The sequence below is a fragment of the Ectothiorhodosinus mongolicus genome (assembly GCF_022406875.1).
In the GTDB taxonomy this organism is placed as follows: domain Bacteria; phylum Pseudomonadota; class Gammaproteobacteria; order Ectothiorhodospirales; family Ectothiorhodospiraceae; genus Ectothiorhodospira; species Ectothiorhodospira mongolica.
In genome coordinates this window covers 302,625-315,697 of record NZ_CP023018.1, presented here as the reverse complement: position 1 = coordinate 315,697, position 13,073 = coordinate 302,625, and the positions used below count along the sequence as shown (strand labels likewise).

Sequence of the window (13,073 nt, the reverse complement as noted above, 5' to 3'; positions counted from 1 at the left end):
CTTCGCAATTGGCGCATCCGACTCTGGCGACGGGCCTGATGACGCTTCGGGCGCATGACCCGCATCTGGCCTTTTTCGGGCGTTCAGGCGCTGACCTCATTGATGGGATGGCCAGCGGCAAAGGCCGTGATGTTGTCGGCCAATAAATCCACCATGCGCTGACGCGCCTCACGCGCCGCCCAAGCGATGTGCGGCGTGACGATCAAATTGGGGATGTCTGACTGCAGCAATGGGTGGTCTTCCGGCGGCGGCTCGCTCTCCAGCACATCAATGCCCGCACCGCCAATCTCACCAGCGCGCAAAGCCTCGGCCAGCGCCGCATTATCCACAATCGCCCCTCGCGCCGTATTAATCAGCAGCGCATCCGAGCGCATCGCCCGTAGCGCTTGCGCATCAATCAGATGCTGGGTTTCAGGAGTCAGCGGGCAATGCAGCGAGAGCAAATCGCTTTCACTGAGCACCGTCTCAAATGGGGTACGACCCTCTTGTGGGGTCGTACCCCTTCTTTGCGCGATGAGTACGCGCATGCCAAAGGCACGCGCCAGCGCGGCGGTGGCGCTGCCGAGGGTGCCGTGGCCGACAATGCCCAAAGACTTGCCGGCAAGCTCGCGGATGGGGTGATCTAAAAGGCAGAACTGACGGCTGGCATGCCAAGCCCCGGCCTGCACATCGCGCTGATATTCGTTAAGACGCGTGGTCAGTGCCAAGATCAGCGCGAACACGTGCTGAGCGACCGACGCCGTGCCGTAATTGCGTACATTGCACACCGTAATGCCGCGCTCGGCGGCAGCAGCCAGATCGACGTTATTGGTGCCCGTGGCGGAAACGACGATGAGCTCGAGCTCAGGCGCTGCATCCATATCGGCGGCGCCCACCACCACTTTGTTGGTAATCACCACCTCGGCACCTGCCATACGCTCTGCGGTCTGATCGGGCAGGGTGTACTCATAGTCCCGCCAGTGAGGCAGGCAAGCACGCAGGCGAGAAAGATCCAAATCCCGCGGCGCCAGGGTCTCAAGATCCAGGATGACGCCCTGGCTGAGCCCTGGCTGCCGCGAGGTCTGACTCATGATGAACGGCTTAGTTATCGCCGGTAAACGCGGCGAACAGGTTCATCAAATGCAGGAACAACACATAGATATTGGCGAACAGCGACACGGTCATGGTGATGTAATTGGCCTCACCGTCATGCACCATGCGGCTGGTGTCCCACAAAATGGCCGCCGATACCAGCATCACTGCCGCCGAGGATATCGCCAGCGACAAGGCCGGAATTGCCAAGAACAAATTCGCCACAATAGCTGCCAAAATGACCAAGAAGCCGACCAGCACAAAGCCGCCCAAGAAACTAAAGTCCTTGCGGGTCGCCAAGGCATAGCCAGACAGGCCCACAAAGGCCACCGCGGTCGTTGCAAGCGCGCCGCCGACAATCGCCGGGCCGTTCGCCATGCCCAGATAAAAGCCAACGATGGGACCCAGGATATAGCCCATGACACCGGTGAATACGAAGGTCGCTGGCAGGCCCCAAATGCTATTGCGCAGAGCATGAATCGCGAAGGGCATACCCAAGAAGACCGCGATCATCAGAATCCACGACACCGGTTTAGCGCCGGTAGCCATGGCAACAAAGGCCACCATAGCGCTGAACGCCAGATTCATGGACAACAGCAAATAGGTATTGCGGATGACCTTATTGGTGGCCAGCGTACGCGCGCCGGCTTGGGAACGAGAAAGCGTGTCAGCACTGCGAGCTTCCATCGGGCAACCTCCGTGAATGAAATAAAATCGAATCGCGGCTTAAGTTAATTCATTTGGGACTTTAGAGCAAAGTCCATGCGAGCAATGGCTTTTGCTTGAGCCAAGGCCCAAGTGTCCGTAAAATCCTCGGGGCTTGCAGGGCAATGCGCAGCTTCCGGAGAGGTGGCAGAGCGGTTGAATGCACCGGTCTTGAAAACCGGCAAGGGTGAAAGCCCTTCGTGGGTTCGAATCCCACCCTCTCCGCCATTATCAGGCCCTAAGTGCATGATAAATATATGATAAAAATTATCAAAATTTCATCTGTCCCCCAATCTGTCCCCCAGCGGCCGGAAAAAAATGAACCTTGATACCAGTCCCCTAGAACGCGCCATCCAAAGGCTAGCTGAAGGCTGGGACCGCTATCAGCAGGACACGAATGATCTCCAAATCCGCGATGGCCTCATCCAACGCTTTGAATTCACATATGAAATCAGCCACAAAACGCTAAAGCGCTACCTCGAGGCCACTGCTGCAAACCCACAAGCCATCGATGCCATGGTGTTTGCCGATCTCATTCGCACAGCCAATGAGCAGGGGCTGTTGCTAGGCAGTTGGCCGAACTGGCGTAATTACCGCGAGATGCGCAGCAAAACCAGCCACACCTATGAAGAGAGCATCGCCTTAGAAGTGGTCGATGGCATCCCGGCATTTCTTGATGAAGCAAGACATCTCTTTGAGCAACTGCAACAGAGGCAGTCCTAATCGCTGTGGAAAAAGCTCTCGACATCGAGCAACGCCATGCAGAGATCGCTCGGGACATACTGCAGCGCTTTGTGTCTGATAAAAAAGTATTGGTATTCGGATCACGGGCTACCGGCACAGCCAAGCCATTCTCCGACTTGGATTTGGCTATACTCGGCGAGGATCCGCTGCCACTCCCGTTGATGGCCGCCATAAGAGAGGCATTCGCTGAGTCAGACTTGCCATATAAGGTTGATATAGTCGACTGGGCCGCTGTGACCCCTCGATTCCGCGACGTCATAAGCAGCCACGCCCGCGAACTCTAAACTGGGGTACGATCCCGTAAGTCTCAATTGGGGTCGTACCCCAATCTTCATTTGCAGCAATACCTCAAATTTGGTATTCCCGTCTTACTCAGTTTTGACGATACTACGCGCCAGAAACGCAACCGGAGTACCCCCATGGCAGTCGCCCAGGCAATCGTCCCAGCCCTCGAAGTCCTCGTTGTTGAGGATGACCCGTTCTTCCGCCGCGTTGTCTGCGACTCCATCGCCCGCATGGACAATCAGTGGATGTTCCTCACCGCTGGCACTGCCCAAGAAGCGTTCGATGCCATCGGTCAAAAAGAGAACCAAATCGGCCTGGCTCTGATCGATCTCGGGCTCCCGGACGGTGACGGTCTCGACGTCATCCGCGCGCTACACCGCAGCCACCCTAACGCCCGCATCCTCGTCATCTCCGGCTCGGCTGATGAACAGCGTGTGCTAGCGGCCGTGCGCCTCGGCGCCGTCGGTTACATCGTCAAAGGCGACGCCAACCTCTCCATCAACCGCGCGGTGCAACAAGTCCTCGACGGCATGCACCCGCTCTCGATGCAGCTGGCCGGCTACTTTCTCAAGCTCGTGGAAAAAGAAGATCCCAACAAGCCTATTCCCGACGAGACCCTGCCCAAAGTCACGCGCCGCGAAATCGAGCTGCTGCGCCACTTCGCCAACGGTGACCCCTATGGAGAAGCCGCACAAAAAATGGGCATCTCTCTGGCGACCGCCCAGACACATGCGCGCAATCTCTACCGCAAGCTGGGCGTCCACTCCGGTCTTCAAGCCTTAGCCAAAGCCAAGCGCCATGGCCTCCTCTAAAGGCAGCTTCACCAAAGGCAAAAGCCCCACCCAGTTGAGCGCGACAGCCAGACGAATGGCTCACGGCCCAAGGCGTTAGAGGCTGATGCCCCATAGCCAGCGCATCATCGGAGGCGTGCTAGCAGGAGCCCTGCTGATTGCGTTCGCGGTGCTCTGGCTGGACAGCCGTGCCGTCATCGTCGGTGTCGACGCCCCTCTAACCGACTACCGCCTGTTCGATCCCACAGAGATGGACGCATTGCGGCTGTTTAAAAAAGAAAATCCCCGCAGCCGCATCGCCGCCGTCCCCGGTTACTATGACTTCAATATCGACAGTGGTCGCGCTGCCATCGAAGACATGATCACCGCAGGCGCCCGCTTTATCGTCACTACCCAACCCTCAAGCACCATGGTCGGCAGCATCGATCGGTTCACCGATGGCGAGGTGCTACTCATTAATACCTCGTCAACAAGCCTCCTGATGAGCGATAAAGATGACTATATTTTGCGCATCATGCCTGACCTGGCCATCGAGCAAAACTTCATCGCCAGCGTTATCCGCGACATGCCGGGACGACGTCTCTTGGTTGTGCAAGACGCCGGCAACGCGGCCTATACCGACCCTGCCTATGAACAATTCCGCCTCGCGCTACACGCCCCGAGTCCGGACCAAGCCGCGAGCACCGAGCAAACCCCAAGCCCGAATCAAGCGCAAAACTCCTGGGACATCACCCACGTGCGCATGGTCTATCATGACTTCGATCCCACGGAATACCGCGACATCATCGCCCAAGGCTATGACGCACTCTATTTGCTCGGTGGTGATTTCCAAACGGCGACCGGCACCATCATGCATTACTTTCACAGCAATAACCCCGATGCCCGCATTATTCTCACGCCTTGGTCGCGGTCTGCTGAAATCCTCAAGCTCAGCGGTGACGCGCTTGCCCAAACCATCCTAGTCAGCCATTTCCCCTCGCGTCGAGATAACCCAGCGATCGATAGCTACCTCACCCGCTTTGAACGGGAGTTCGACTACACACCCCAGTTCATGGCCATCAAAATTCGCCAAGCACTTGAGCTGGTTGATGCCGCCTTTCGTCAGGGGCATACCACCCCGGCTGCCGTGAAAAGCTTCCTACTTCAACAAACGCCACATCAGACCTCTTTAGGCTCCATTCACTTCAACCGCTACGGGGATGTGCAACACGGCTTCTACCTGCTAAAGGACCTCGAGCGCGAACTAAGGTGACCCCCCCGGCCCGAAAATCTCTGGTTCAATTTACCCGGCGTCTCGAGTTCGGGGCCTTGTTGCTATCCTCTTTACTCTCAATCGGTGCGGTATTCCTCGTCTCCAACCTAATTGTTCGCCAGTTCGTTGAACTAAATACCGCCGATGTCTCGCGCATCAATTTGTTTCTCAGCTACCACCTTGGCGAGTCTCGCACCGACCTAATTCAACAAATTTCCGAACAACAAAGCACGCCGGAGCCGATACTCCTTAACATCCCCAGCTACACCGATGTCTATCGTCTCGATGCCAATTTGCGCGTCGCGGAAGTTTTGATCGGTTCCGAAGGAAGCCGTGTCTTTCCCGGATTTACGCTCGCCAACACGACGCTGGCGTCAGTCATTCAGCAGGGTGCCACAGAAGTGTTGACCTATTCGCTGCGTCGCGGCATCGAAGACGATCAACCTGGTCTTTATATGGCTTTCAGCTTAGGTGATGAAGTTTTTCTCGCCCGCTTTAATCTGGAATATCTGAAAAAGTTTCTTGAAGACTATGCTCAGCTCACTGGCCAACCGCTGCTGCTCACCCAAAACCGTGGCCTAGTGATGCTCAGCAGTGACAGTCAGCTGCGCATTACCCAAATTGAGCCTCAAGCGCTGGATCAAAGGATCGGATTGCGTGACCGTATTACCCATGCGGACACACGCTGGCTGCCGTTCTCTCAATTCTCTGCCATCGAAGGCGCCTATATCGTCTTGCTGGCGCCCACTGCAGCACTAGATACATTGCTGCGCACGCTTTGGATCGCACTCACGCTGGTGCTCATGGGTCTGTTGCTCATTGTTCTTTATAAACTGCGTCGCGCCGACGAGTGGGTCGCTATGCCGCTCAAACAGCTGCTCACACGCGTTGAAGCCATGACCGAGGGCGCGCAGCAACCTGGTACTCGCCCGCGCGCCATGGCCCTCAAGGAATTCGCCAATCTAGAGGCGAGTTTCCAGAGCATGGTCAATGCCGTAAACCAGCGCGAACAGGCGCTCAGCAAGCTCAGCCAGACCATCGAGCGGGATCGCGCTCGACTCGAACGCCTGCTTGACGGCTTGCCCATTGCCATTGGTACGATTACTTTTGATGAAAACCCCAAAACTTTGTTTGTTAATCAGGAGTTTACCGCCAGTTTTGGTTACACCTTGACGGATATTCCGACGGTGGCAGCTTGGGCGCAGCAGGCCTATCCCGATGCCAATTATCGCGATCTGGTGATGGGGCGTTGGAATCGAGCCATAGAACATGCGCGCAAGGAACGTGGGCGCATCGAGTCCATGGAGTTTCGAGTCACCGCCAAAACCGGCGAAGTGCGCGATGCTATTTTTCGCGCGGTAGCCCTAGATGACCGCTTAGTCGTCGCGCTCACCGATGTCACGACTTTACGCGAAACCGAACAAGCGCTCAGCAGCGCCCAGAAAGAGCTAGAAAAAGCGGCCTACGAACTCACCGAAAATATTCCTGTGGGCACCTACACGATGGTGCAGCCGGCCGATGGCGGACTGGCCTACTTTTCCTTCATGAGCACCCGGTTTCTCGAGCTCACCGGCCTAACCCGAGAGGAAGCTGCAGAAGATCCAATGCGGGGTTTTGCCTGCGTGCATCCTGATGATTTCGACGCATGGGTGCAGTTGAACATCGAGGCATTTAGCGAGAAAAAACGGTTCTATGGTGAGACCCGCGTGGTGGTCGATGGCGAAATTCGCTGGATCACCGCTGAGTCCACGCCGCGAACTCGCGATGATGGCACAACTATCTGGGAAGGCGTACTGGCCGATATCACTCCGCGCAAAATGGCCGAGCAAGCACTGCTTGAAGCCAAACAACATGCCGAAAAACTCGAGCGTGCCAAGAGTGATTTTCTCGCCAGTATGAGCCACGAAATCCGCACCCCCATGAATGCAGTGATGGGTCTTACGCAGCTTCTACAGCTCGAGGACTTAACCCGCGATCAGCTCAGTTTAGTGCGGCGCATCGAGCGGGCAGGGGAGCTTCTATTAACCATCATCGACGACGTGCTCGATCTCTCCAAAATCGAATCCGGCAAGATGCCCATCCGTCATGAACCCTTTGAATTAAAAGATCTCTTGCAGCGTTTGCATGATCTCTACAGCCCCTTGCTGACGGCCAAGTCCGTGACGCTTGGCTGGTCGTTGGCGGGCGATGATCCTGGAGCTCTACTGGGGGATACCCACCGGCTGGAGCAAGTGCTTGGGAATCTTTTGAGTAACGCCATCAAGTTTACCGAGAACGGCAGGGTGCAGCTTTTAGCGCGCACCACCTCAATTGATGCCCATAGCGTGGGTTTAGAGCTCAGTGTCACCGACACCGGCACTGGGATTGCGCCGGAGTATCTGAACAAACTGTTTGATCCCTTTGAACAGGGGGATAAGAGCTCACGCCGCGAGGGCACGGGCCTGGGTCTACCCATCAGTAAGCGACTTATTGAATTGATGGGCGGTACGATTATTCTGAACAGTCAGTTGGAGCAGGGGACAGAGGTCAAAATCCACCTGCGTCTGCCGCGTGCCGACAAGATCTATCGCAACCAAGCGCTTTTGGAGTCGATCGTCGATATCATGGCCCATGTCGCCGGCCGACGTTTTTTGGTGGTGGATGACGTTGCAGTCAACCGCGAACTGCTGGCGCGCTTTATCGAAGAGCTCAACGCCGAGGCCACCTGTCTGGGCAGTGCCAGAGAGGCCCTGCATGTGCTGTCGCTCGAGCCCGAGGCCTTTGATGCCGTGCTCATGGACGTGCAAATGCCGGGCATGGATGGTATGGAGGCCACACGCCAAATTCGCGGCCGCCTAGGCCTTTTGGACCTTCCCGTGATTGCTTTCACCGCTGGCGTGCTCGAAGAGCAGCAGCAGGCTGCGCGAGATGCCGGCATGAACGACGTGCTCACCAAGCCTGTCAAGTTGGAGGTTCTTGCACGCTGTCTTGCCAAGCATCTCGCCCACCGCGCGCCGGCGCCATCGTCTCAACGATTCGATATTCCCGACGGCTCCGTGTACTCATGTGCCTCGAGCCCTGATGGCGGCGATGCAAACGATGAAGTCCAGATTTCGCCAGGCTTCGAGGCATGGCCTGGCTTTAACATGCAGCACGCCATGGAAATGGTAGACGACGACTCCGCGTTCTTCGCCAAGCTCGTCGCCAGCTTCAAAGAATCCTTCAGCGACATCATTCCCGAGCTGCGCCGCGAGCTCGAAGCCCAGCAATGGTCCCATGCCCAGCGCCGCCTGCACAGCCTCAAAGGCGCCGCCGCTTACCTCGGCGCCGAGCAAGTCGCCACCCACGCCGCCGCCCTTGAGGCCATGCTCATCGCCGGCGACCACGACTGGCTCGCCAAACTCCCCCCCCTCGAAACCGCCCTCGCCCAAATCCTCTAAAAAAGGGGACGGATTTATTTTTTAAAAAAGGGGACGGATTTATTTTTTGGATTTCCACTAATATTTTTCTTGACCAAAACTCAAGAAAAAGGGTATACGACAGCTTTAAAACTCACTAAGGAAGTAGGCAATGTTTAGGGCAATTACTTTTGTTGCTTTGCTGTTTTTTGCGCAATCGGCTTGGGCCTGCCCAGACTTTCGTTTGAACGGCACGGCGCTGAGCTACACCGCAAGCCAGCTGTACTCGCCGCAAACTGTCTCAGCAGCAGCGGGTGGCAACGTTGACCTCGCAAACTGTATGTCGATACCTGGACTTGGCCATGTGATGCGCGCACCGGATTTCACTATGAGTTACCATGCCGACCGACCCATGCAGCGCTTGGAGATTCGCACCAATACGGGCTGCGACTCGATCTTGTTGGTGAATCTGCCTAATGGCACCTGGCTCTATGACGACGACAGCAACGGTGCTCTAGATGCGAAAATCTCGGTCTTCGGTCCGCAACCCGGCACCTATGACATATGGGTAGGCACGCGCTACGGCGGCTACTGCGCAGGAACCATGACCCTCGAAACCTTCTAAGAAATGGGGTACGACCCCTGTTGCCAGAGGTCGTACCCTTACCAACAGGCCGGACATCCTTGTCCGTAGGCAGTACATCCTTGTTGACTGACACGACTTCCATGTCTACTGACGCGACATCCGTGTCCACAATCAGGGCTCGCTATCCGCAAGAAGTCACTGTTGCGAGCGAGACTCCTGTCTGCCCATTCAGACTACCCCATCTAAAATGTAGATAAACCCAAAATCCGACAGATAGCCGAATCCCTGCGACAAACGGCAAAAAGGGCAAAATGGGGACAGACCCCTTTTTTTAAAAACCAAAAATGGGGACAGACCCCTTTTCTAGCCGAAGAGTGTCTCGGCTGAATCAGCGGTTAAGATGCCTTCGGCCCATTGGCGCAGCTCCTCTTCATTGGCATCGGCAACAAGCGGCGCGTAACGCTTGACAGCCTTAGAGCCGAACTTCAGCTCCACCAGGCGCATCAGCATATCAACCTCTCCTTGGCGATGGCCCTTTTCCAGGCCCTTCTCAAGGCCCTGTTTAAGGCCCTGTTTAAGGCCCTCTTGAAGGCCCTCTTGAAGGCCCAGCTTGCGCTCTACACGTTGTGCGGTCGTGATATATGGCATGAGTTTTTGCTCCCTTAAGGTTTTGATTTCCTGATAGATGCGCTCTTCATCCGGTTCAGGCAGTCGCATCATCCAATCAATAAGCCGGTACAGTTGACTGATATCTTCCCGATTATAGCCAAGCTCATAAAGCCGTTTCAGTAGCTTGAATTTCCAAAACTTCCGACGCTCGAGAGTCCTTTCGGTTTTCTCCCGAATCTGCGCCATGACAACAGGCGCAAACACGTTTCGGCTGGACTCGAGCTCGTCCCAATTGTCGAGCCAATCCAATAACTTACACACAGGAAACCGAAAAGAGACCGAGCAGCCCCAAAAATCATCCACATACTCAGATGGCCTAAACGTCGGCTTGGCATCAGCCAAAACGGCCAAACTTAATACTGGCATCGAGAATTTATCTCGAAGTCGCGCGTAATAACGGTACATGCGCTCAGCGAACGAGCCATCAGGAGTCCCCTGAACCTCCACATGCACCACCACCCAAGTCTCAACTCCTGAGAGGGCGCGCACCTTCACCAGCTTATCGACGTACTGCCGTCCTTGCTCGGCATCGCCATCCAGCGCCTGCAGCTCCTTATCCAGAAACTCCACCGGCTGAGCCCAATCCACCTGCGCATGCACTGAAGGGAACAGCAGCGCCAAAAAAGGCTCGAAATACACCTCCAGCGCCTCCTTCCACGGACTGTCATGATCCGCAGAAGGGCCATCCTTGTCCTCGTCCATAAAACCTCCCTGTCCAAAAAACGCAAAAATGGGGACAGACCCCTTTTTTCACAATCCGCCCACGAGTTGCGTGAAACACCCAGTGGCTAAGTTCCCATGATTAAGCCCCGAGATTTAAGGGTAGTCCATTAACACTCAACAGAAAGCCAAAACCCGATAGCCAGGCCTATTTCAACGACTAGCGGGATGAAATCAAAGGGGTCGTACCCCAGTCTTCAGTCAAATGGGGTCGTACCCCGGGGATTTTCGCCCACTCAAAATCCGTGGGGTCGTACCCCGTTGAAGGGAAAAAATAAATCTGTCCCCGATTTTCAACCCCGGTTTTCGGGGAAAATAAATCTGTCCCCATTTAGGGGATTACCTAAAATAAATGATGGTTAGCAGGTGCGGTAAACGGAGGCTAAAAGGTGTGGTAATGTAGCTCAACAAAAAGACGCTAAGACCCGCGAAAACCCTAAATTTGAAGGGTAAAATGCGGAAAATCGTTCAATTCTAAAATAAGTCCAAAACTCATACGAATATAGGATTAAATAGATAAAAGAAGTGCGGGACAATGTCTCACCCCCTCAATGTACCCTAGGTGAGACCAACACAATGTCCAGCAAACCACGCACCACTTCCGCCGCCGCCGCCGAAAGCAAAGCTCCGGAAGCCGCAGAAGCCACCAAAACCACCACCACCGGCGCCACGACCGCCCCTGCCCAAACAGCCCAAGGCGAAACCCAAGCAGCAGAACAGGGCGAAGGCAACGTCAACGTCACCGGCCGCAGCGTCTTCGCCATCGAAACCACCGCTGCCGGCGTCGTCGTGCGCACTGCCTTCTTGACCGAAGACAACCGCGTCCTCGACATGCCCGCCGTGTTCCCCGACGCCTTCTACGCCTTCAACGTCATCGACGACCTGAAGCGCCAGGTCGCGCAGCACTTCTCCCAGGCCGCCAAAGTCGGCGCCCAGGTGATCGCCAACCAGGCTCAAGCCCAGCAAGCCCAAGCGGGCCAGCAAGCCACGACGACGACCACCGCTGCCGCGCAAGACGCCAGCAGCGATGCGGAGAAAAAGAGCGCCTAAGGGCGTTCTTGCGCAGTCGAAGTTGAAGTAACGCTTAGGATTTGCGAAGCATCATGCAAGGAGCAGCACGCGCAGCCTGGGTGATATGTCCGATGCTGGCAGCCATGCCAGCCATCGGCCATGCCCAAAGCGGCCAAAGCGCCCAAAGCGCCCAAGCCCAAGCGGCCCAGCTCGCCCAAGCAGGCATCGACGCCGGCTCGATCTTAAGAGAGACCGAGCGCCTTCGCGTGCCCGACGTCCCGCCGCTCGCTCCCGCCGCCATCCCCGAACCCCCCGCCGAGCCGGACCCCGACGCCGTGACCTTCACCATCAGCCGCTTCGAGCTGACGGGCGTCACGCTCATCCCGGAACAAGACATCCAAGCCGTGCTCGCCGACTACCTCAATAGAGAGATCACCTTCGACGACCTCGACCGAGCCCTCGTCAAGATCTCTGACCTCTATTCCAAGCGCGGCTGGTTCGCCCGCCCGCAGCTCCCGGCCCAAGACATCATCGACGGCACGGTTCGTATTAACATCATCGAAGGCCGCCTCGGCGAGATCCAAATCCTCGACCCCGAAGAGCTGGCCATCGCCCCCGAGCTCATCAACCGCTACATGCTCGCCCGCCAAACCCCTGGCGATTTCCTGAACACCGACGAAGTCAACCGCGCCATCGGCAACCTCAACGACCTGCCCGGCATCAGCGCCGGCGTGGTCCTATCCGCCAGCGAAACCCCCGGCGCCTCGGACCTTCTAATCCAAGCAGCGCCGACCACAGCTCTCAGCACAACGATAAGCGCCGACAACTCCGGCTCACGCTCCACCGGCCGCGCCCGCGCCACCGCCAACGCCGTCTGGGCCAACCCCCGAGGCATCGGCGACCAGATCAGCAGTAGCCTCATGTTCACCGAAGGCAACCGCTTCGCCAACTTCGCCTACGACATCCCCGTGGGCTACGACGGCTGGCGCGTCAACAGCAGCCTCAGCCTGCTCAGCTATAAAAATGTCCTTGATGAGTTCGCGCTCCTCGATTCCAAAGGCTCAGCGCGTACCTTTGCAGTCACCGGCAACTACCCTTGGATCCGCACCAACACCCGCACCGTGCGCCTAACCACCGGCGCCAACCATGCCCGTTATGAAAACGAGCTGAGTGGTGAGATCGATAATAAGACTGTCACCACCCTCACCGGCGGCCTGAGCGGCGACTTCAGCGACGCCTGGGGCGGCGGCGCCTTCACTCTATGGAGTCTCAACGCCACTTGGGGAGAGGTCAGCCTCGACAGCAAGTTGCGTCAAAGAGATTCAGGTGACGAGACACGACGCGGCCCCCAAACCGAAGGCCGCTTCGCCACCCTATCCGGCAACTTGGCCCGCCTGCAGCGCCTGACACCCAACACCACGCTCTGGGTCTCGCTCAACGGCCAGCTCGCCTCCAAGAACCTCGACTCCTCCCAAGGCATTAGCCTGGGCGGCCCAGCCGGCGTGCGCGCCTACCCCGTATCCGAAGGCTCCGGCGACCAAGCCATCATCGCCACCGTTGAGATCCGCCACAACTTCAACGACCAACTCCAAGGCATCGCCTTCTACGACCACGGCCAAGTCCGCCAACACCGCTTCGACTACCGCCCCGAAACTACAACAGAGCCCAACACCTACGAACTCAAAGGCCTTGGCGTCGGCATGACCTACAGCCTCTCCAGCCGCGCCCAACTGCGCGCCACGCTCGCCACCAAGGTCGGCAGCAACCCAATCCGCACGTCAGAGGGCAATGACGGCGACGGCACCAACGACCAGACCCGCCTCTGGCTCAACCTCAGCGTGAGTTTGTGAGGTTGCCGCCGC

The 13,073-nt window shown here is 56.9% G+C and carries 11 protein-coding genes and 1 tRNA gene; 9 read left to right on the top strand and 3 right to left on the bottom strand.

What is annotated here, in order from left to right:
- Nucleotides 1–83: 83 nt before the first annotated feature.
- Complete coding sequence (locus CKX93_RS01090) at nucleotides 84–1,070, bottom strand: 2-hydroxyacid dehydrogenase (protein WP_076754475.1); 987 nt, start codon at nucleotides 1,068–1,070, stop codon at nucleotides 84–86.
- Nucleotides 1,071–1,080: 10 nt separating this feature from the next.
- A complete protein-coding gene (locus CKX93_RS01085; RefSeq protein ID WP_076754473.1) occupies nucleotides 1,081–1,758 on the bottom strand; it encodes a Bax inhibitor-1/YccA family protein in 678 nt (225 codons plus the stop codon).
- Nucleotides 1,759–1,914: 156 nt separating this feature from the next.
- Here CKX93_RS01085 and CKX93_RS01080 point away from each other — a divergent pair.
- The 7 genes from CKX93_RS01080 to CKX93_RS01050 all read left to right on the top strand — a co-directional run bounded on the left by CKX93_RS01080 (nucleotide 1,915) and on the right by CKX93_RS01050 (nucleotide 8,850).
- Nucleotides 1,915–2,004, top strand: a tRNA-Ser gene (locus CKX93_RS01080).
- A 90-nt stretch (nucleotides 2,005–2,094) separates the two neighbouring features.
- Nucleotides 2,095–2,499, top strand: coding sequence for a nucleotidyltransferase substrate binding protein (locus tag CKX93_RS01075; RefSeq protein ID WP_076754471.1), 405 nt, complete (start codon nucleotides 2,095–2,097; stop codon nucleotides 2,497–2,499).
- A 5-nt stretch (nucleotides 2,500–2,504) separates the two neighbouring features.
- Nucleotides 2,505–2,804: a nucleotidyltransferase family protein gene (locus CKX93_RS01070; RefSeq protein ID WP_076754469.1), complete on the top strand. Its 300-nt coding sequence runs from the start codon at nucleotides 2,505–2,507 to the stop codon at nucleotides 2,802–2,804.
- A gap of 135 nt (nucleotides 2,805–2,939) precedes the next feature.
- Complete coding sequence (locus tag CKX93_RS01065) at nucleotides 2,940–3,617, top strand: response regulator transcription factor (RefSeq protein WP_076754468.1); 678 nt, start codon at nucleotides 2,940–2,942, stop codon at nucleotides 3,615–3,617.
- Between the two features lie 85 nt (nucleotides 3,618–3,702).
- Nucleotides 3,703–4,848: a type 1 periplasmic-binding domain-containing protein gene (locus tag CKX93_RS01060; RefSeq protein ID WP_076754465.1), complete on the top strand. Its 1,146-nt coding sequence runs from the start codon at nucleotides 3,703–3,705 to the stop codon at nucleotides 4,846–4,848.
- A 56-nt stretch (nucleotides 4,849–4,904) separates the two neighbouring features.
- Nucleotides 4,905–8,267, top strand: coding sequence for an ATP-binding protein (locus tag CKX93_RS01055; RefSeq protein ID WP_076754463.1), 3,363 nt, complete (start codon nucleotides 4,905–4,907; stop codon nucleotides 8,265–8,267).
- 130 nt (nucleotides 8,268–8,397) lie between these two features.
- Nucleotides 8,398–8,850: a hypothetical protein gene (locus CKX93_RS01050; protein WP_076754460.1), complete on the top strand. Its 453-nt coding sequence runs from the start codon at nucleotides 8,398–8,400 to the stop codon at nucleotides 8,848–8,850.
- A 324-nt stretch (nucleotides 8,851–9,174) separates the two neighbouring features.
- Here the strand turns inward: CKX93_RS01050 and CKX93_RS01045 are convergent, their stop codons facing one another.
- Complete coding sequence (locus CKX93_RS01045; RefSeq protein ID WP_076754458.1) at nucleotides 9,175–10,182, bottom strand: RpnC/YadD family protein; 1,008 nt, start codon at nucleotides 10,180–10,182, stop codon at nucleotides 9,175–9,177.
- 594 nt (nucleotides 10,183–10,776) lie between these two features.
- Here CKX93_RS01045 and CKX93_RS01040 point away from each other — a divergent pair.
- Both CKX93_RS01040 and CKX93_RS01035 read left to right on the top strand, forming a co-directional pair.
- Entirely contained in the window at nucleotides 10,777–11,250 is a 474-nt protein-coding gene (locus tag CKX93_RS01040; RefSeq protein WP_076754456.1) for a hypothetical protein, read from the top strand.
- Nucleotides 11,251–11,342: 92 nt separating this feature from the next.
- Nucleotides 11,343–13,061: a ShlB/FhaC/HecB family hemolysin secretion/activation protein gene (locus CKX93_RS01035; RefSeq protein WP_076754454.1), complete on the top strand. Its 1,719-nt coding sequence runs from the start codon at nucleotides 11,343–11,345 to the stop codon at nucleotides 13,059–13,061.
- The last annotated feature ends 12 nt before the right edge of the window (nucleotides 13,062–13,073 follow it).